The following is a 19,242-nucleotide window of genomic DNA, read 5'->3' as shown; positions in this document are numbered from 1 at the left end:
GGAAGGCGGAGAGGGAGTCTTCGCCGATCCTATTTGGCCGTCTTTTCGAACGTCCGCAACATCGCATTGCCGCGCGCGACCGCGGCGTCGAGGGCTTCCTGGGCGGTTTTCTTGCCAGCCAGTGCCGCTTCCAGTTCCTCGGCCCAGAGATCGCGCATCTGCACCATGTTGCCGAAGCGCAGGCCGCGCGAGTTCTCGGTCGGCTCCTTGTTGGTGAGTTCTTTCAGCGGCGTCTGCAGGACGGGGTTTTTCTCGTAGAAGCCGTCCGCCTTGGTTTTTTCATAGGCTGCCTTGGTGATCGGCAGGTAGCCGGATTTCTGGTGCAGGTCGGCCTGACGGTTGGTGTCGGACAGGAACGTGAAGAACTTGGCGACGCCCTTGTACTCCTCAGGCTTCTTGCCGCCCATCACCCACAGCGAAGCGCCGCCGATGATCGAGTTCTGCGGCGCACCCTGAACGTCCGGGTAGTAGGGCATCGGCGCCGAGGTGAAGTCGAACTTGGCGGTGCTCTTGGCAGTGGCGTAATAGCCCGACGAGGTCAGGAAGATCGCGCACTCGCCGGACGCAAAGCGGTTCTCGCTGGCGTTGGCGCGGCCGGCATAGTCGTAGGTCTTGTCCTTTTGCAGGTCCATCAGGTTCTGCAGATGCTTCACATGCAGCGGCGAGTTGAACGTCAGCACGGTATCGAAACCGTCGAGGCCGTTGGCCTTGCTGCCGATCGGGACGTTATGCCAGGCCGAGAACTGTTCGATATGCACCCATGACGCCCACGCGTTGGAGAATCCGCAGGTCGTGTGCCCGGCCGCCTTCAGCTTCTTGGCGGCGTCGAAAACTTCCGGCCAGGTTTTCGGAATCTCGGCGATGCCGGCCTTCTTCAGCTCGTCGTTGTTGATCCACATCACCGTCGACGACGAGTTGAAGGGAAACGACAGCATGTCGCCCTTCGACGTCGAGTAATAACCTGTGATCGCCGGCAGGTAGGCCTTGGGGTCGAACGGCTCGTTGGCATCCTTCATCAGCTGGTAAACCGGCTTGATGGCGCCGGTGGCGCTCATCATGGTCGCAGTGCCGACCTCGAACACCTGAATGATGTGCGGCGCGGTGCCGGCACGGAACGCCGCAATGCCGGCATTCATGGTGTCGGGATAGCTGCCCTTGAAGGTGGGGACGACCTTGTAGTCGGACTGGCTGGCGTTGAAATCCTCGGCAAGCTTGTTGACGATGTCGTTGTTGCCGCCGGTCATGGCGTGCCACCACTGGATCTCAGTCGCAGCGTAGGCAGGCGTGGCGAGCGCAAGCGCGACAGTCACGCTTGCGGCTACGCCGAATTGTCGAAATGCCATGTAATTCCCTCCAGGTTGGGTCGTCATCTTCGTTTCGCGCGATAGCAGCGCCGGATGACGTGCAAATGACCGTATAAGCGAAAGCATGGTATCGGGGAAGCGGGCCCCTCGGGAAGCCGTCAAATAGGCCAAGGGTGACGGATCCGATCTGTCCCGTCGCCCCTGCGAACGTGTTTGGCCCCCGGGGATTGGCGAGGGCTTGGAGCGGCGAATGCAGGGACGACAGTGGCTACCGCTTCCGCTCCGGTCCGCACACCACGCCCTTGGCGACCATCGCCTCGACCTCGCTCTTGGAGTAGCCGAACTCGCCCAGCACCTCGGCGGAGTGCTGGCTGAATTTCGGTGGGGTCCGGCGCAGGCTCGGTTTGGTTCGCTCCAGGCGGATCGGCGAGGCGACGCCCTTGTACCAGTCCTTCTCGATGACATCGCCGCGGTGAAGCGTGTGGGCGGCGGTCAGCGCCTGGTCGATCGACTGGACCGGGCCGGCCGGCAGGCCAGCCGCGAGCAGGCGGTCGCACAGCGGCGCGGCATCGTGCTGGCTGAACACCGCGGCGAGTTCGGCGCGCAGCGCATCGCGGTTGGCGATGCGGTCCTTGTTGCGGGCAAAGCGCGGATCGGTGCCGAGTTCCGGCTTGCCGATTTCCTTGGCGAGCTTGCGGAAGGTGCCGTCATTGCCGACGCCGATGAAGATGTTGTCGGTGCGGGTCGGAAAGATCGCATAGGGCACGAGATTGGGATGCTCGTTGCCGGTTAGATTCGGCGGCTTGCCATGCATGAAATAATTCGCGGTGTGCGGATGCATGATCGCAAGGCCGGTTTCATACAGCGTGGTCTCGAGGAATTGGCCAAGGCCCGAGCGCTGCCGCTCCGACAGCGCCATCAGGATGCCGATCGCGGCATAAAGCCCGGTGGTGATGTCGACGAGCGGGACGCCGATCCGCATCGGGCCGCTTTGCGGCGAGCCGGTCGCGGCGATCATGCCGGTCATGGCCTGGATGATCGCGTCATAGCCGGGATTGCCGCCGCGCGGGCCGTCGCCGCCAAAGCCGGAAATCCGGCAATGCACGAGCTTTGGGAATTTCGCGCGCAGCACGTCGTTGCCGATGCCCCATTTGTCGAGTGTGCCCGGCTTGAAATTCTCGATCAGGACGTCGGCGGTCTCCAGCATCTTGAGCAGCACAGTGCGGCCGCCCTCGGAGGCGAGGTCGAGGCCGATCGAGCGCTTGTTGCGGTTGATGCCGACGAAATAGGCCGCGTCCTCCTCATGGAACGGAGGGCCCCAGTCGCGCACCTCGTCGCCGGCGGGCGGCTCGACCTTGATCACGTCGGCGCCGTGGTCGGCGAGGATCTGCGTGCAATAGGGGCCGCCGAGCACGCGCGTGAGATCGATCACGCGCAGGCCCGTCATTGCGCCGGGAGCCGGAGAACTCATGGAAAAAACCTTCGCTCAAGTAAGACCAATGGAATTCTTGAGCTAGCGGTCTTCGGGCGCGGCGGCAATGCCCGCGCGCGCGTAGGTGCATGCGAAGACAGAAGGCGCGCGAAAACGGCCCGCGGCTTGTTGCAGCGGGCCGTTCGACGCGGTCGTTACGCCACGGTCAGGCGCACATCCACATTGCCGCGGGTGGCGTTGGAATACGGGCAAACCTGGTGGGCCTTCTGGACCAGCGCTTCGGCGTCGGCGCGGGCAAGGCCGGGCAGGGAAACGGCGAGGTCGATATCAAGGCCAAAGCCGCCTTCCGAGCGCGGGCCGATGCCGACGGTGGAGGTAACGGAGGCGTCCGCGGGCACCTTCACGCCGCCGCCCTGAGCTGCAACCGCCTTCATCGCGCCGATGAAACAGGCGGCATAGCCGGCCGCAAACAGCTGTTCGGGATTGTTGCCGGCGCCACCGCCGCCGCCGAGTTCCTTCGGGGTCGCAAGCTTGACGCTGAAGGCGCCGTCAGCCGTCGAGGCGGTGCCGTCGCGGCCGCCGGTGGCCGTTGCGGTGGTCTTGTAGAGGACTTTCACGGACATGTTGGTCTCCCTTGGGTTGGTTTCGATGGCTGTTGTATTGCACACAATTAGATTGTGCACAATAGAAAAAATGAAGGGGTCCGCAATTTAATTGTATGCAATTGATTAGGCTCGTCCGCGGCCCTAAATGATCACGGGTGTCCCCACTTGGCGAGGTGCAAATGGCTAGGAAACCGGCGGTCGATCCGCTGCTGCTCGGCAATCAGATCTGTTTCGCGGTGTATTCCACCGCGCATGCCTTCAACCGCGTCTACAAGCCCCTGCTCGACAAGCTCGGGCTGACCTATCCGCAATATCTCGTGATGATGGTGCTGTGGGAGCGTGATGGCGTGCCCGTCAAGGACATCGGCGAGAAGCTGTTCCTCGATTCCGGCACGCTGACCCCGCTGCTGAAGCGGATGGAGGCCGCCGAATTGATCCGGCGCACACGCAGCACCGAGGACGAGCGCCAGGTCCTGATCGCACTGACGCCGAAAGGCCAGGCCCTGCGGGAAAAAGCCCGGGCGGTGCCGCAGGGTATTCTGGCGAGCTCGGCGTGCTCGGTGGGCGAACTGGTGGCGATGAAAAACGAACTGCTCGCGCTGCGCGACAAGTTGAATGCGGCGTTGGGGGAGTAGGGGCGGGCGAACCCCTTCAGAAGTGTTTCTTCGCAAAAGCTCGGCCGGATCCGGACTTCAGGTACCTCTCGAACGCGATGGCGCGCTGTTCGTCATCGAACGCAATATAAGTTCGCAGCCGCCAAGGGCGGTACTTCGAGGTATGCGGCACCTCACCGGCATTATGTTTAGCCAGACGAGCGCGCAGGTCATCTGTCATGCCCACGTAGAAGTGCAGCGAATCCAGACTTTCGAGAATATAGACGTATCGCACGGTATGTCCTCCGCCCTGGAAAGGCAGGATACCGCAGGTGAGTGATCTGTGTAGTCGCAGAGCTAGCCGAGCCTTCGGGCAATGGCGGGGCAGCCTTCGCTACGAGAGGGCTCGCCTAGCCGAAGCAGGCAGAGACTTGTGTTCGTTGAGGGAGCCCGTCTTCGCCCTTCGGGCTACGCCGAGGCAGCCTTCGCGCACGCGGGCCTGCCTAGCCGAAGCAGGCGCAGCCTGCGAAGGCTGGTGGAGCCAGGCGGGATCGAACCGCCGACCTCTTGCATGCCATGCAAGCGCTCTCCCAGCTGAGCTATGGCCCCTTAACCGACCCGCGCGCCTTGGGCGACGCGCAGGCACCCTGAACCACAGTTCAGGGCCGATCTCAAGTCTCTTCGTCGCCGCCGACGTCACCAATGATGTCGGTGACGTCCTCATCGCCTTCTTCCTCGTCGGGAATGAAGGTCGAATCGTCGTCTTCGTCACCCTCGATGGTCTCGTCGATTTCGATGTCGTCTTCCGATTCGGGAACGACGGCCTTGACCTTGCCGGTGTTCTCCTCGGCATCAGCCTCTTCGAGCGAGACCAATTCCTCGGCCTCGGCCGGTTCCGGCGCATCGGCGGCGGCGCTTGCTGCGGCGGCAGCGCGTGCAGCATCACCGCGGGCTGCCCGGGGCGGCGCAATCGGCGCAATCGGCACGACCTCACCGGTATAGGGCGAGATCACCGGACTCTTGTTCAAGTCATAGAACTTCTTACCCGTCGTCGGGCAAATGCGTTTGGTTCCGAGATCGGATTTGGCCACGTGTGGAGTCCTGGGAATTTCTGAAAAACGGTGCTTCACTTGGCTAGTTGCTAGGCCGCTGTCAATAGCGGTTTGCGCGCATGAGACGGCCGCGTGACGCGGTGTTGCCTATGTGATACCTGCCGCCCTGCGCGAGAGGACACAATCTTGACCCATTCAGATCGGCTTGCAGGCCACCCGACCCCGCTGGAATCCCGCTCCAGCGGTTCCCTGACCGGTAAAGTCCGGGTTCCCGGCGACAAGTCGATATCGCACCGGGCCCTGATCCTGGGGGCGCTTTCGGTCGGCCAGACCACGATTTCCGGCCTGCTTGAGGGCGAAGACGTACTCAATACAGCGAAATCGATGCAGGCGCTGGGCGCCAAGGTCGAGCGAACAGGCCCGTTTGCCTGGCAGGTGAGGGGCGTCGGGGTGGCGGGCTTCGCCCAACCCGCAAGCCCGCTCGATTTCGGCAATTCCGGCACCGGTTGCCGGCTGGTGATGGGGGCGGTCGCCGGCTGCCCGATTTCGGCGGTCTTCGACGGCGACGCCTCGCTGCGCTCGCGGCCGATGCGGCGGATCCTCGATCCCCTGGAATTGATGGGCGCCAGGACCGGCGAGGCCAAGGAAGGCGGCCGCCTGCCGCTGACGCTGCATGGCGCCCGCGATCCCGTGCCAATCCTGTACCGGACGCCGGTGGCCTCCGCCCAGATCAAATCGGCGGTGCTCTTGGCGGGCCTCGCAGCGCCGGGTGTCACGACCGTGATCGAACAGGAGGCGAGCCGCGACCATACCGAACTGATGCTGAAGCATTTTGGCGCGCAGATCGTCTCGACCAGGGAAGGCAGCCATGGCCGGAAGATAGCGCTCACCGGCCAGCCCGAACTGCACGGCGCCGATGTCGTGGTGCCCGCCGATCCCTCGTCTGCAGCGTTCCCGATCGTCGCGGCGCTCATCGTCGAGGGCTCCGACATCGTCTTCTCCGACGTCATGACCAACCCGCTGCGCACCGGCCTGATCACGACCTTGCGCGAGATGGGCGCCTCGATCGAGGAGAGCGACGTGCGTGGTGACGCCGGCGAGCCGATGGCCACCTTGCGCGTACGGGCATCAAAACTGCGCGGCGTCGAAGTGCCGCCGGAGCGCGCGCCCTCGATGATCGACGAATATCTGGTGCTCGCGGTTGCGGCCTCGTTTGCCGAAGGCACCACCATCATGCGCGGCCTGCAGGAGCTGCGCGTCAAGGAATCAGACCGGCTGGAGGCGACCGCCGACATGCTGCGCGTCAACGGCGTCAAGGTCGAGGTCGCGGGCGACGATCTGATCGTCGAAGGCCGTGGCCACGTGCCCGGCGGCGGCCTCGTCGCCACCCACATGGATCATCGCATCGCGATGTCGGCGCTGGTGATGGGGCTTGCTGCCGACAAGCCGGTCAAGATCGACGACACCACCTTCATCGCCACCAGCTTTCCGGATTTCATTCCGATGATGCGCGGGCTCGGGGCGGAATTTTCATAAAGCGGAGGCTTGCGCGGTCAGGACGGCGCAAGCCCCAGGCTGGTCACTGCCTCGAGCCAGATGGGCGCTTCTTCCTTGTACAGTTTCTGCGTCTCCTCGAAGGTCATCGCGGTGTCGTCGACGCCGAATGATTTCATCAGCTGCAGTACTTTTTCAGTCTTGCCGCCCTCGACGAGGAGTTTTGACAGCTTCTGAACGATTTCCGGTGGCGTGCCTGTCGGCACGGCGCAGCACTGGAAGCCGGTCAGCTTGAAGATCGGCGATGTGGTGCCCTGCTCTGCAAAGGAAGGGACGTCGGGCAATGTCGACATGCGCTTGCGCGAGACGGCGACCGCACGGCCGCGGCCGCTTTGCAGCACGGACAACGCCGCGGAGTAGCTGCCGTGGGCGCCATCGATAAATCCGCCGGCCAGATCGGTCCACATGGGCGCTTCGCCGCGATAGTGCACCGCTTCCATCTTGAGACCGTATTGCTTGTTCATTTCGGCGACCGCCATGTGCGCGTATGACCCTGCGCCATAGGTGCCAATGTTGATCTTCTCGGCCTTCTTCGCGTAGGCGACAAATTCGGCGAGAGTCTTGGCGCCGGTCTTCTCGCCGGCCACGAACGGCAGGCTGCCTGCCGGCATGATCGAGACGAGGGTGAAATCCTTGTCGGCGTCGTAAGCGATGTCCTTGATCAGAACGCGGTTCATGATCATCGTCGTCGAGATCGTGAACATCAGCGTGTAGCCGTCGGGCGCGGCGCGTTTGGCTTCAACTGCCGCGACCGATCCTGAGGCACCGGCCTTGTTTTCCACCACCACATTCTGGCCCGTGGTGGCCCGGATATATTCTCCATAGGTCCGCGCAAACAGATCAGTCTGACCTCCGGCGGGATAGCCGGCGATGATCTTGATGGGCTTGGTCGGCCAGTCGGCCTGCGCGTGGGCCGAACTCCCGAGCAGCGGGATCGCCGAGGCTGCTGCGGCGCTACCAATAAATTGACGTCGTGAAATGGTGCTCATCGTATCCCTCCGGCCGTTATCATTTTTTTGAATCGGGCGATTCGCAGACGCGATGGAATGCCCCGGCTGGTCTCAGGATAGAGGCGGGCCGCGGCGGGGGCGAGGCACATTTGGACGCATCTGGCGCGCATATGTCCGCATCGCGGAATTCAGGTTTCCTGGCGGTGAGGCCACCGTTTCCCGGAGCGGTGGCCCCATCACCCCTGACGCATGGTCTTGACCGCCATGGGCGCTCTGTCGCACATGGCGCTCATGATCATCGCCATCGACGGACCCGCCGCCTCGGGCAAGGGCACGCTGGGCAAGCGGCTCGCGCAGCACTACGGCTATCGCCACCTCGACACCGGCGTGATTTACCGCGCCGTGGCCAAAATGCTGCTGGACCAGGGTTTTGATCTCACCGATGAAGCCCGCGCCGTCGCCGCCGCGATGGCGCTCGACCCGGAAAACTTCGGCCATCCCGAACTGAAGTCGCAGCGGATCGGCGATGCTGCTTCGGTGGTCTCCGCCATCCCCACGGTACGGGAAGCGCTGGTCAGTTTTCAGCGCCAGTTCGCGGCAGATCCGCCCGGCGCGGTGCTCGACGGGCGCGACATCGGCACCGTGATTTGCCCGAATGCGGAAGTGAAGATTTTCGTCGTCGCCGACCCAAAGGTGCGGGCCCACCGCCGCACGCTGGAAGCGCTCGCGCGGGGTGAAGCGGCGGATGAAGCGCTGGTGCTGGCCGATATTCTCAAGCGCGACGAGCGGGACCGCAATCGGGCCGCGGCGCCTCTGAAGGCGGCCCCCGATGCGCATGTCCTGGACAATTCCAATCTCGATATCGAAGGCGGCGTTCGCGCCGCGATCGCGATCGTCGAGGCTGTCCGCGCCAGGCGGTGAAGTCTCCGGTTCAGTTCTTCGAGCGGTCGCGGTCGAACGGCAATCGCTGTTCGGCCATCAGGACGGGCTTCGATTTCGCCGCGGCAATCGCCTTGTCGGTCGCAAAATAGGCCGGCTTGCCGGCAACGGCCGTAGCGACGGTAAAGGCGGCGATGGCTGTCATCGCGATCAGGCTCTTCATGGTGGCACTCCCCCTGTTTTTGAACCGTGCCATCGTTGGGGGGCGGCACTTAAGGCCGGGTTCCATCGCGCCTGACACTGCGGGCCTTTTGCGTCATGCGGTGAACAAGGCGTTGAAAACATGGGCCCATGGCGAGCGTCCGTCAGCCCTAAAGCCCCGTAAATCGGGCATTTCCGCTTGCCGAAAAGACCCCTTGGGGCTATATCACCGGCCATCCGGGCCGCCATCGATGAGATCAGGGCTGTCCGAGCGGGCCGGCAGGAGGTTTGAACCCCTGCCGTCATTGGAGGAAAGCCCGCTCCAGGTTCTTGAAGTCGATACGCTCGTTTCAGGCTCCGGATAAATCAACGTATCGAACGTGCAGGCATGCTGCCGGCCCGCCATTTGCGATTTCCCGCAAACGGCGGTCGTTAGGGTTTGCGGACCCCTGACACTTCACGCGCGATACGCCCCTTAACCCGACTGGCCGGCGATACCCGCATCTGGAGAACAAATGGCTTCGACTGCTGCTTCTTATAATCCTACCCGCGACGATTTCGCTGCGATGCTGGACGAGTCCTTCGCCGGCGGCAATTTGCAGGAAAGCTCCGTCATCAAGGGCAAGGTAGTTGCAATTGAAAAGGACATGGCCGTCATCGACGTCGGCCTGAAGACCGAAGGCCGCGTGGCGCTGCGTGAATTCGCAGGACCCGGCCGCGACAGCGAACTCAAGGTTGGCGACGAAGTCGAGGTGTTCCTCGACCGGATCGAGAATGCGCTCGGCGAAGCCGTGTTGTCGCGCGACAAGGCGCGCCGCGAGGAGAGCTGGGGCAAGCTCGAGAAGGCCTTCAACAACAACGAGAAGGTTCACGGCGTCATCTTCAACCAGGTCAAGGGCGGCTTCACCGTCGATCTGGACGGCGCGGTGGCCTTCCTGCCGCGTTCGCAGGTCGACATCCGCCCGATCCGCGACGTCGCGCCGCTGATGAACAATTCGCAGCCGTTCCAGATCCTCAAGATGGACCGCCGCCGCGGCAACATCGTGGTGTCGCGCCGCACGGTTCTCGAAGAGACCCGCGCCGAGCAGCGCCAGGAGTTGGTGCAGAACCTCGAAGAGGGTCAGGTGATCGACGGCGTGGTCAAGAACATCACCGATTACGGTGCGTTCGTTGATCTCGGCGGCATCGACGGCCTCTTGCACGTCACCGATATCGCCTGGCGCCGGGTCAATCACCCGACCGAGGTGCTTACCATCGGCCAGACCGTCAAGGTCAAGATCATCAAGATCAACCACGAGACCCACCGTATCTCGCTCGGCATGAAGCAGCTGCTGGACGATCCGTGGCAGGGCATCGAGGCGAAGTATCCGCTGAACGCACGCTTCACCGGCCGCGTCACCAACATCACCGACTACGGCGCGTTCGTCGAACTGGAGCCAGGCATCGAAGGCCTGATCCACGTCTCGGAAATGTCGTGGACCAAGAAGAACATGCACCCCGGCAAGATCGTTTCGACCTCGCAGGAAGTCGAAGTGCAGGTTCTCGAAGTGGATTCGGTCAAGCGCCGCATCTCGCTCGGCCTCAAGCAGACCATGCGCAACCCCTGGGAGGTCTTCGTCGAGAAGTTCCCGGTCGGTGCGACCGTCGAAGGCGAGGTCAAGAACAAGACCGAGTTCGGTCTGTTCCTCGGTCTCGACGGCGACGTCGACGGCATGGTCCATCTCTCCGACCTCGACTGGAAGCTTCCGGGCGAGCAGGTGATCGACAACTTCAAGAAGGGCGACATGGTCAAGGCCGTGGTGCTCGACGTCGATGTCGAAAAGGAGCGCATCTCGCTCGGCGTCAAGCAGCTCGAAGGCGACCCCTTCGCAGAGCCTGGCGACGTCAAGAAGGGTGCAGTCGTGACCTGCGAAGTGCTCGAAGTGAAGGAAGCCGGCATCGAGGTGAAGATCTCGGGTACCGATTTCTCGACCTTCATCAAGCGGTCGGAACTCGCCCGCGACCGCAACGATCAGCGCGCCGAGCGTTTCGCCGTCGGCGAGAAGGTCGATGCCCGCGTGATCCAGTTCGACAAGAAGGCCCGCAAGGTGCAGGTCTCGATCAAGGCGCTGGAAGTTGCCGAAGAGAAGGAAGCCATCGCGCAGTATGGTTCCTCCGATTCGGGAGCGACGCTGGGCGACATTCTCGGCACCGCGCTCAAGAACCGCGACAAGTAGGCACAGCTTCCCTGTTCGCAAAGACCAGGCCCCGGTTTCGACCGGGGCCTTTTTTGTTGCACCGGTGTCGTCCCGGCCTTCGCCGGGACCCATAACCACAGGGGTTTGTGGTTGTGAAAAACTGGAGCTCCAGCCTGGCGCGACAATCAGGATTGGTGGTTATGGGTCCCCGCCTCCGCGGGGACGACAACTGGGCCTTGTTTTCTTCATATTGCATCGCAATTGATGTAATTGGATAATGCGCTGGTGACGCTGCGAAGGCAAAACGGCGCTGCCGACCCCAGGAGAATTTCGATGTCGCTCGATTCGGACGTGATCGTCGATCGCCGCAGGATACGCCGCAAGCTGACTTTCTGGCGCCTGGTGGCGGCCGTGGTCGTTCTTGCCGCGGTCGTTGTCGTCGGTGTGCTGGCGACACCCGCCGGCCGCTCGTCGCTGTCGGTGTCCGGCTCGATTGCCCGCGTCAATATCGAAGGCCTCATTCGCAGCGATCAGCAACGCGTCGAGGCGCTGGAGCGGCTGGAGAAGTCGTCGGCCGCCGCCGTCATCGTGCACATCAATTCGCCGGGTGGCACCACCGCCGGCTCCGAGCAGCTTTACGATGCGCTGACGCGGCTGAAGGCCAAGAAGCCGCTGGTCGTGGTGGTCGAAGGGCTGGCCGCCTCGGGCGGTTACATCGGGGCGCTTGCGGCCGATCATATCATCGCCCAGCAGAGCTCATTGGTCGGCTCGATCGGTGTGCTGTTTCAGTTTCCGAATTTCACCGAGTTGATGAAGACCGTCGGCGTCAAGGTCGAGGAAGTGAAATCCTCGCCGCTGAAGGCGGCGCCGAACGGCTTTGAGCCAACCAGCCCGGAGGCGCGGGCGGCGCTCGACGCGCTGGTGAAGGACTCTTACGCCTGGTTCCGCGGCCTCGTGAAGGCGCGGCGCGGCATGGACGAGGCGTTGCTCGACAAAGTCGCGGACGGACGCGTGTTCACCGGCCGCCAGGCGGTCGAGCTGAAGCTGGTCGATCAGCTCGGCGACGAGAAAACCGCGGTGGCATGGCTGGTCGCCGAGAAGAAGATCAAGAGCGATCTGCCGGTGCGCGATTTCAAGCTGACCCCGCGGTTTGGCGACATGACTTTCCTGCGCGCAGTCGCGTCCGTCAGCTTCGATGCGCTCGGCCTGAGCGCGATCGCGCGCCAGATCGAGCAGGCCGGCGTCACAGGTGCCGTCGACCAGCTGGCATTGGACGGTATGCTGGCACTTTGGCGGCCCGCGGCCTCCAATTGAACCCGCGCAAGCGAGGTTTGGCGCGGTCCTCCCGCATTGCGGGTGTTGCGACAACCCCTTTCCGGGCCATTTGTCACGTCATTTCGCGTGGCCCAAAATTGATTTAGCGTCTTGACAGTTCAAGGCATTTTCACGGAAATGGAAGTCCGCACGACAGTGGACCCCAGTCTCGATGATCAAATCCGAACTTGTTCAGCGCATCGCCGAGCACAACCCGCATCTTTATCAGCGGGATGTGGAGAACATTGTGAACGCGATTCTCGATGAGATCGTCGCTGCCCTGGCGCGCGGCGACCGTGTCGAGCTCCGCGGTTTCGGCGCTTTCTCGGTCAAGCATCGTCCAGCCCGCGCAGGGCGCAATCCACGCACCGGCGCGCATGTGCCGGTCGATCAGAAGAGCGTCCCGTTTTTCAAGACGGGCAAGGAAATGCGTGAGCGGCTGAACCGCGAGGGCGGTTCGCCCGAGGCCGGCGCGTAACCATAGCGTTTTCAAGCGAAGTGGGCCCGGTTCGCGTGAAGAGAACGCGTCAAATAAAAGACTCCACCGGGTTCTGAAGATCGGGTGCCGTGTTGCGGGACACGTGCTCGCCGATGTCAGCTGCTTCAAGAGTCCGCACTGCGAGATATGGTCATGCGAAAATTCTTCTCGGCGCTGGTCGTCATTCCCTTAGGCGTCATCTTCATCTTCTTTGCGGTCGCCAACCGTCATTCGGTGACGGTGTCGTTCGATCCGTTCGATTCCGTCAATCCGTCGGTCGCGGTGTCGATGCCGCTGTTCGTCGTGATTATTGCGGTCGCGATTTTGGGGGTCGCGGCGGGCGGCTCGGCGACCTGGTTCCGCCAGCGCCGCTGGCGCCGCGCCGCACGCCAGCACGAGGCCGAGGCCCGGCGGGCGCGGTCGGAAATAGCCGATCTGCGCGCCGCGGCGGCCGTCTCCCGGGGCGGCGTGCCGCAGCTTGCAGCACCGGCGCCGCGCGGCTTTTACGGGGCCGCCGGGCGAGACAAGCAGGGCGCGACGTTGTAGAACCCGCCCAAACAGCTCCGTTCCAACCCGCACTTCACGGCTTGAAAGCCGCGCCCGAGAGACCATGTCCCTGCTCGTCAAAATTTGCGGCCTGTCCACGCGCGAGACGCTCGACGTCGCGCTCGGGGCTGGCGCTGATATGGTCGGATTCGTGTTCTTCCCCCCGTCGCCGCGGCATGTCGGCCTCGAGACCGCGCGCGAGCTCGGCAAGCAGGCCAAGGGCCGCGCCGTCAAGGTGGCGCTCACGGTCGATGCCGACGACGCGACGCTCGAGAATATCGTCGAGACCCTGCGGCCGGACATCCTGCAACTACATGGCAAGGAAACCACCGCGCGGCTGCGCGACATCAAGGCGAAATTCGGTCTGCCGCTGATGAAGGCGCTGCCGGTCGAGACCGCGGCCGATCTCGTGCCGCTTGCGGGCTATGCTGCGGTCGCCGACCGCATCCTGTTCGACGCCCGTGCGCCAAAAGAGGCCACCCGCCCGGGCGGGTTAGGGGCCGTGTTCGACTGGCGCCTGCTTGAGAAGCTCGACCTCGAACTGCCGTTCATGGTTTCGGGCGGGCTCAACGCCTCCAACCTCGCCGAGGCCGTTCGCGTCACCCGTGCGGGCGGCGTCGATGTGTCCTCGGGCGTCGAGCGTTCGCCCGGCGTCAAGGATCCCGACATGATCCGCGATTTTATCCGCGCCGCGCGCGCCACCGAAGAATTGATGGTCCGATGAATCCAGGTCTGCCGAACTCCTTGCCAAACTCCTTCCGCACCGGCCCCGACGAGCGCGGGCATTTTGGTAATTTCGGTGGCCGCTTCGTCGCCGAAACGCTGATGCCGCTGATCCTGGATCTGGAGAAGGCCTACATCGCGGCCAAGGCCGATCCGTCGTTCGCTGCGGAAATGAAGGGCTTTCTCAAGCACTATGTCGGACGGCCGTCGCCGCTGTACTTCGCCGAGCGCCTGACCGAGCATCTCGGCGGCGCGAAAGTCTATTTCAAGCGCGAGGAGCTCAACCACACCGGCTCGCACAAGGTCAATAATGTGCTCGGCCAGATCATGGTCGCGCGCCGGATGGGCAAGAAGCGCATCATCGCCGAGACCGGCGCCGGCCAGCACGGTGTTGCCACCGCGACGCTGTGCGCGCGGTTCGGGCTGGAATGCATCGTCTATATGGGCGCGGTCGACGTCGCGCGTCAGGCGCCCAACGTGTTCCGCATGGAAATGCTCGGCGCCAAGGTGATCCCGGTTCAATCAGGGACGCGCACACTGAAGGACGCGATGAACGAGGCGCTGCGTGACTGGGTCACCAACGTGCACAACACCTTCTACTGCATCGGCACGATCGCGGGGCCGCATCCCTATCCGATGATGGTGCGCGACTTCCAGTGCGTGATCGGTGACGAGACCCGCGAGCAGATGCAGGAGGCCGAGGGGCGCTTGCCGGATTCGCTGGTCGCCTGCATCGGCGGCGGCTCCAATGCGATGGGACTGTTTCATCCCTTCCTCGACGATCCCTCGGTCGAGATTTTCGGTGTCGAGGCGGCAGGCCATGGCCTGACCCAGCTGCATGCGGCCTCGATCGCCGGCGGCCGGGCCGGCGTGCTGCATGGCAACCGCACCTATTTGTTGATGGACGATGACGGCCAGATCCAGGACGCGCATTCGATCTCGGCGGGACTGGATTATCCCGGCATCGGGCCGGAGCATTCCTGGCTCTATGAAAACGGCCGGGTCACCTATCTGAGCGCCACCGACGACGAGGCGCTCGCCGCGTTCCAATTGCTGTCGCGGCTGGAAGGCATCATCCCGGCGCTGGAATCGGCACACGCCATCGCCAAGGTTGTGGAACTCGCGCCGAAGCGGCCCAGGGATCATCTGATGGTCGTCAATCTCTCGGGCCGCGGCGACAAGGACATCCCGCAGGTCGCCGAAATCTTGAAGGGTGAGAAGAAGTGAGTACCCGTATCGACGCGCGCTTCGCCGAACTCGCCAAGCAGGGCCGCTCGGCTTTCGTCACCTTCCTGATGGCTGGCGATCCCGATCCGAAAACCTCGCTCGACATCCTCAAGGCGCTGCCGAAGGCCGGCGCCGACATGATCGAGATCGGCATGCCCTTTACCGATCCGATGGCCGACGGGCCGTCGATTCAGGCGGCGGGCCTGCGCGCCCTGAAAGCCGGCATGACCCTGAAGAAGACGCTGGAGATGGTGCGCGGCTTCCGCAAGGACGACGACACCACGCCGCTGGTGCTGATGGGCTATTACAATCCGATCTACATTTACGGCGTCGACAAGTTCCTTGTCGACGCGAAGACCGCTGGCGTCGATGGTCTGATTATCGTCGACCTGCCGCCGGAAGAGGACGACGAGCTGTGCCTGCCGGCGATGAAGGCCGGGCTCAATTTCATTCGCCTGGCGACGCCGACCACCGACGACAAGCGCCTGCCGGCGGTGCTCGCGAACACGTCGGGTTTTGTCTATTACGTCGCGATCACCGGCATCACCGGCAGCGCCAGCGCCGATTCCCACGTGGTCGGTGAAGCCGTCGCCCGGATCAAGCGGCACACCAAGCTGCCGGTGTGCGTCGGCTTCGGTATTAGGACGCCGGATGCCGCGCGCGCGATCGCCGAGAACGCCAATGGCGCGGTGGTCGGCACCGCCCTGGTCGATGCCCTGCGCGGCAGCCTCGACGCCGAGGGGCGCGCCACCGCCAAGACCGTACCCGCCGTGGCCGATCTCGTCGCCGCCCTGGCTCAGGGGGTTCGGGGTGCCAAACAGGCCGCAGAATAGGCCATTTTGGCGTAGATTGAGGCGGTACCTGCGGCTTGTCGGGTCAGACCCGGGCCGCCATATATTGCAACTGATGCGTCCAACCGCATTTCGGAGCGAAACATGAATTGGCTCACCAACGTCGTCCGGCCGAAGATCCGCAGCATCCTGCGCCGCGAGACGCCGGAGAATCTGTGGATCAAGTGCCCGGATTCCGGGCAGCTCGTGTTCTACAAGGACGTCGAGGCCAACCAGTTCGTGATTCCCGGTTCGAACTATCACATGCGCATGGGCGCGGTGGCGCGGCTGAAGTCGATCTTCGACAACGAGACCTGGTACGATATCGCGCTGCCCGACGTGACCGCCGATCCGCTGAAGTTTCGCGACGAGCGCAAATATGCCGACCGCATCAAGGATGCGCGCGCCAAGACCGGATTGAACGACGCCATCAAGGTCGGCTATGGCAAGCTCGAAGGCGCCGGCGTCGTCGTGGCCGTGCAGGATTTCGATTTCATGGGCGGTTCGCTCGGCATGGCCGCGGGTGAAGCGATCGTGCGTGGGCTCGAGCTCGCGGTCGAAAAGAAATCGCCGTTCATCGTGTTCGCCGCCTCCGGCGGCGCGCGGATGCAGGAAGGCATTTTATCGCTCATGCAGATGCCGCGAACGACGGTCGGCGTGCAGATGCTGCGCGAAGCAAAACTGCCCTACATCGTCGTGCTGACCAATCCGACCACCGGCGGCGTCACGGCATCCTACGCCATGCTGGGCGACGTGCAGATCGCCGAGCCCGGTGCGCTGATCGGATTCGCCGGCGCGCGCGTCATCGAACAGACCATTCGCGAGAAACTGCCGGAAGGTTTTCAGCGCGCCGAATATCTGCGCGACCACGGCATGGTCGACATGGTGGTGCACCGCCACGAAATGCGTCCCACCTTGGCGCGGCTGTGCCGGCTGCTGACGAAGTCGCCGGCGCCTGAGGTTGCGTCGAAAGCCGTGCTGCAGGTCACCGACCCGGCCCAGATCGTCTCGGCGCCGGAAGCGGTGCCGGCCGCACCGCACGCGTGAACGCACTCGCCGCCAGACCGCAGCCTTCGCTCGACGAATTGATCGCGCGGCTGTCGGCGCTCCATCCCAGCCGCATCGATCTCAGCCTCGATCGCATGCAGGCCCTGCTGGCGCGGCTCGATCACCCTGAAAGCAAGCTGCCGCCGGTGATCCATGTCGCCGGGACCAACGGCAAGGGTTCCACCATTGCCTATCTGCGCGCGATCCTGGAAGCCGCGGGCCTGCGCGTCCACGTCTATACCTCGCCCTATCTGGTGCGGCTCAACGAATGTTTTCGTCTTGGCCGCAGCGGTGGCGGCGTGCTGGTCGATGACGATGAATTGTGCGCCGTGCTCGGGCATTGCGAACACGCCAACAATGGCGATCCGATCACGATTTTCGAGATCGAAACCGCGGCGGCGTTTTCTCTGTTTGCACAGCATCCGGCCGATGTCGTGCTGCTGGAAGTCGGCCTCGGCGGACGGCTGGACGCCACCAATGTGATCGACGCGCCGATTGCGAGCGTGATTGCGCCGGTCAGCATGGATCATACGGAATTCCTCGGCAATTCGCTGACCGAGATCGCCGGTGAGAAAGCCGCCATCATCAAGCGCAATGCGCCGGTGGTTTGCGCCGAGCAGGCGCCGGAAGCGATGGCGGTGATCGAGGCGCATGCGCGCCGCATGCGCGCGCCGCTGCATGCGGCCGGCCAGCAATGGCATGTCAGCGTCGAGCGCGGCAGGCTGGTCTATCAGGACGATCGCGGCCTGATGGATCTGGTGGCGCCAAAACTGTTCGGCCGGCATCAGTTCGACAATGCCGGGCTCGCGATCGCGACCTTGCGTGCGCTCGACACCTTCAAGATCGGCATGCCCCATTTCGAGGCCGGCATCGTCAACGCCGAATGGCCGGCGCGGATGCAGCGCCTGGTTTCGGGCGCGCTGGTCGAGCAGGGCCCACAGGGCTGCGAGATCTGGCTCGATGGCGGACACAATGCCGAAGGCGGGCGCGTCGCCGCGGCGGCGCTGGGGGATCTCGAAGAACGGGTGTCGCGGCCGCTGGTCGTCATAACAGGCATGATGGCCAACAAGGATGCCGGCGCGTTCCTCGCCAATTTTGCCGGGCTGACGCGCCATATCATGGCGGTGCCGATACCGGGCCGCGACAATGCGAGCTCGACGGCCATGGCAGCGTCGATGCCGCCGGACCGGCTGGCGGATGCCGCCCGCGCCCTCGGCATGCGCGTGGAAAATGCCGCCAGCGTCGAAGCAGCGCTTCAGGCACTGTCGAAACTCGCCTATGAAGTGCCGCCGCGCATCCTGATCACAGGATCGCTATACCTCGCGGGCCATGTGCTGGCCGCCAATGGCACGCCGCCTGCATAACACCCTCGTGTCCCGGACGCGGTGCAGCGTCCTTCACGCTGCTCCGCAGAGCCGGGACCCATCTGGACCCCGGATCAGCAGCGCACCGTCGGAGTCGCGCGAAGCGCGATCCTGAGCGCGCTGCGCAGCATCCGGGGCACGTAGACTTAGACGGGACTGGAAGCACCATGCGTTTTGCCGCGATTGCCGATGTGCACGGAAACTATCTCGCGCTGGAAGCTGTCATCGCCGACATCCGCGCGCAGGGCATCAAAGAGATCGTCAATCTCGGCGACATGGCGAGCGGCCCGCTCGACGCTCGGCGCACGATGGATGCGTTGATCGCGCTCGATGCCGTGCACGTGCTCGGCAACCATGACCGCTATCTGATAGACCGGCCGCCGGAGAAGATGGGTTCCTGGGACCGGCCGGCCCATGCGCAACTCGACAAGACTCATCTCGACTGGCTGCGCGCGGTGCCGCCGACGCGCGTCTATCGCGACCTTGTGTTTCTCTGTCACGCCACGCCTGCGCACGACGAAGTCTATTGGCTGGAGACCGTGCTTCCCGACGGTACCGTTTGCATGTCGTCGCCGGATGCGATCGAGAAGCAAGCCGCTGGAATCACGCAGCCGCTGATCCTGTGCGCCCACACCCATGTCGCGCGCACCGTCCGGCTTGGCGATGGCCGCAGAATCGTCAATCCCGGCAGCGTCGGCTCACCCGGTTATCGCGACACCCATCCGTTTCCGCATGTGATCGAAGCCGGCACGCCGGACGCGCGCTATGCGATCCTCGAACTGGCCGATGGATCCTGGCGCGTGACGTTCCGCCATGTGCCCTACGACCATGAGGCGATGGCGGCGCTGGCGCGGCAGAACGGCCAGCTTGAGCTGGCCTCCGCGCTGGCGACGGGTTGGATCGGGTAAGAGCGATGTCCGACTACGACGAGGCGTATCGTCGTGTGCGGGCCGATGGTCATTCGGG

The 19,242-nt window shown here is 63.8% G+C and carries 20 protein-coding genes and 1 tRNA gene; 13 read left to right on the top strand and 8 right to left on the bottom strand.

All coding sequences use genetic code 11. From position 1 onward, the window contains the following. Positions 1-29: 29 nt before the first annotated feature. The 3 genes from ugpB to JQ597_RS10305 form a co-directional block, all read right to left on the bottom strand. On the bottom strand, positions 30-1,343 hold the full coding sequence (gene ugpB, locus JQ597_RS10315; RefSeq protein ID WP_212264082.1) for a sn-glycerol-3-phosphate ABC transporter substrate-binding protein UgpB: 1,314 nt from the start codon (positions 1,341-1,343) through the stop codon (positions 30-32). A gap of 229 nt (positions 1,344-1,572) precedes the next feature. Continuing rightward, positions 1,573-2,775, bottom strand: coding sequence for a CaiB/BaiF CoA transferase family protein (locus JQ597_RS10310; protein ID WP_212264081.1), 1,203 nt, complete (start codon positions 2,773-2,775; stop codon positions 1,573-1,575). A gap of 155 nt (positions 2,776-2,930) precedes the next feature. After that, positions 2,931-3,359: an organic hydroperoxide resistance protein gene (locus JQ597_RS10305; protein WP_212264080.1), complete on the bottom strand. Its 429-nt coding sequence runs from the start codon at positions 3,357-3,359 to the stop codon at positions 2,931-2,933. Positions 3,360-3,520: 161 nt separating this feature from the next. Here JQ597_RS10305 and JQ597_RS10300 point away from each other — a divergent pair, with 161 nt between their 5' ends. Beyond that, complete coding sequence (locus JQ597_RS10300; protein WP_212032002.1) at positions 3,521-3,976, top strand: MarR family winged helix-turn-helix transcriptional regulator; 456 nt, start codon at positions 3,521-3,523, stop codon at positions 3,974-3,976. A 16-nt stretch (positions 3,977-3,992) separates the two neighbouring features. Here the strand turns inward: JQ597_RS10300 and JQ597_RS10295 are convergent, their stop codons facing one another. From JQ597_RS10295 to JQ597_RS10285, 3 genes are all read right to left on the bottom strand, one after another. Then, complete coding sequence (locus JQ597_RS10295; protein WP_212264079.1) at positions 3,993-4,229, bottom strand: GIY-YIG nuclease family protein; 237 nt, start codon at positions 4,227-4,229, stop codon at positions 3,993-3,995. Between the two features lie 238 nt (positions 4,230-4,467). Then, positions 4,468-4,543: transfer RNA gene (locus JQ597_RS10290), tRNA-Ala, on the bottom strand. A gap of 62 nt (positions 4,544-4,605) precedes the next feature. Next, positions 4,606-5,025 (bottom strand): TIGR02300 family protein, encoded by a 420-nt coding sequence (locus JQ597_RS10285; protein WP_192736224.1) that lies wholly within the window; start codon positions 5,023-5,025, stop codon positions 4,606-4,608. A 147-nt stretch (positions 5,026-5,172) separates the two neighbouring features. Between JQ597_RS10285 and aroA the strand changes: the two genes are divergently transcribed. Next, positions 5,173-6,522, top strand: coding sequence for a 3-phosphoshikimate 1-carboxyvinyltransferase (gene aroA / locus JQ597_RS10280; protein ID WP_212264078.1), 1,350 nt, complete (start codon positions 5,173-5,175; stop codon positions 6,520-6,522). 17 nt (positions 6,523-6,539) lie between these two features. Here aroA and JQ597_RS10275 read toward each other — a convergent pair whose 3' ends face one another. Further along, positions 6,540-7,529 carry a Bug family tripartite tricarboxylate transporter substrate binding protein gene (locus JQ597_RS10275; RefSeq protein WP_212264077.1) on the bottom strand — a complete coding sequence of 330 codons (990 nt, stop codon included), beginning with the start codon at positions 7,527-7,529 and terminating at the stop codon, positions 6,540-6,542. Positions 7,530-7,781: 252 nt separating this feature from the next. On the opposite strand from JQ597_RS10275, the gene cmk reads away from it, so the two are divergent. Further along, complete coding sequence (gene cmk / locus JQ597_RS10270) at positions 7,782-8,411, top strand: (d)CMP kinase (protein WP_212264076.1); 630 nt, start codon at positions 7,782-7,784, stop codon at positions 8,409-8,411. 10 nt (positions 8,412-8,421) lie between these two features. On the opposite strand, the gene JQ597_RS10265 is transcribed toward cmk, so the two are convergent. Beyond that, positions 8,422-8,592, bottom strand: coding sequence for a hypothetical protein (locus tag JQ597_RS10265; RefSeq protein ID WP_212264075.1), 171 nt, complete (start codon positions 8,590-8,592; stop codon positions 8,422-8,424). A gap of 493 nt (positions 8,593-9,085) precedes the next feature. Here JQ597_RS10265 and rpsA point away from each other — a divergent pair, with 493 nt between their 5' ends. From rpsA to JQ597_RS10215, 10 genes are all read left to right on the top strand, one after another. Then, positions 9,086-10,786, top strand: coding sequence for a 30S ribosomal protein S1 (rpsA, locus tag JQ597_RS10260; RefSeq protein ID WP_192736228.1), 1,701 nt, complete (start codon positions 9,086-9,088; stop codon positions 10,784-10,786). A 294-nt stretch (positions 10,787-11,080) separates the two neighbouring features. Continuing rightward, a complete protein-coding gene (gene sppA / locus JQ597_RS10255; RefSeq protein WP_212264074.1) occupies positions 11,081-12,061 on the top strand; it encodes a signal peptide peptidase SppA in 981 nt (326 codons plus the stop codon). 172 nt (positions 12,062-12,233) lie between these two features. After that, entirely contained in the window at positions 12,234-12,539 is a 306-nt protein-coding gene (locus tag JQ597_RS10250; protein ID WP_192736230.1) for an integration host factor subunit beta, read from the top strand. A gap of 153 nt (positions 12,540-12,692) precedes the next feature. Next, positions 12,693-13,085 carry a lipopolysaccharide assembly protein LapA domain-containing protein gene (locus JQ597_RS10245; protein WP_212264073.1) on the top strand — a complete coding sequence of 131 codons (393 nt, stop codon included), beginning with the start codon at positions 12,693-12,695 and terminating at the stop codon, positions 13,083-13,085. Positions 13,086-13,149: 64 nt separating this feature from the next. Next, a complete protein-coding gene (locus JQ597_RS10240) occupies positions 13,150-13,809 on the top strand; it encodes a phosphoribosylanthranilate isomerase (protein WP_212264072.1) in 660 nt (219 codons plus the stop codon). After that, positions 13,806-15,035, top strand: coding sequence for a tryptophan synthase subunit beta (gene trpB, locus JQ597_RS10235; protein ID WP_502754373.1), 1,230 nt, complete (start codon positions 13,806-13,808; stop codon positions 15,033-15,035). Before JQ597_RS10240 ends, trpB begins: the two co-directional genes overlap by 4 nt. Continuing rightward, positions 15,032-15,868, top strand: a complete 837-nt coding sequence (gene trpA, locus JQ597_RS10230; protein WP_212264071.1) for a tryptophan synthase subunit alpha — start codon at positions 15,032-15,034, stop codon at positions 15,866-15,868. Before trpB ends, trpA begins: the two co-directional genes overlap by 4 nt. A gap of 102 nt (positions 15,869-15,970) precedes the next feature. Beyond that, the gene (gene accD / locus JQ597_RS10225; protein ID WP_212264070.1) at positions 15,971-16,912 is read left to right on the top strand and encodes an acetyl-CoA carboxylase, carboxyltransferase subunit beta; all 942 of its coding nucleotides are present in this window, start codon (positions 15,971-15,973) and stop codon (positions 16,910-16,912) included. Then, positions 16,909-18,276: a bifunctional folylpolyglutamate synthase/dihydrofolate synthase gene (locus JQ597_RS10220; RefSeq protein WP_212264069.1), complete on the top strand. Its 1,368-nt coding sequence runs from the start codon at positions 16,909-16,911 to the stop codon at positions 18,274-18,276. The genes accD and JQ597_RS10220 overlap by 4 nt, the downstream gene beginning before the upstream one ends. A 167-nt stretch (positions 18,277-18,443) precedes the next feature. Beyond that, a complete protein-coding gene (locus JQ597_RS10215) occupies positions 18,444-19,184 on the top strand; it encodes a metallophosphoesterase family protein (RefSeq protein WP_212264068.1) in 741 nt (246 codons plus the stop codon). The last annotated feature ends 58 nt before the right edge of the window (positions 19,185-19,242 follow it).

The sequence above is a fragment of the Bradyrhizobium sp. AUGA SZCCT0177 genome (genome assembly GCF_018130125.1).
Taxonomy (GTDB): domain Bacteria; phylum Pseudomonadota; class Alphaproteobacteria; order Rhizobiales; family Xanthobacteraceae; genus Bradyrhizobium.
This window is presented reverse-complemented; position numbering and strand designations above follow the sequence as displayed.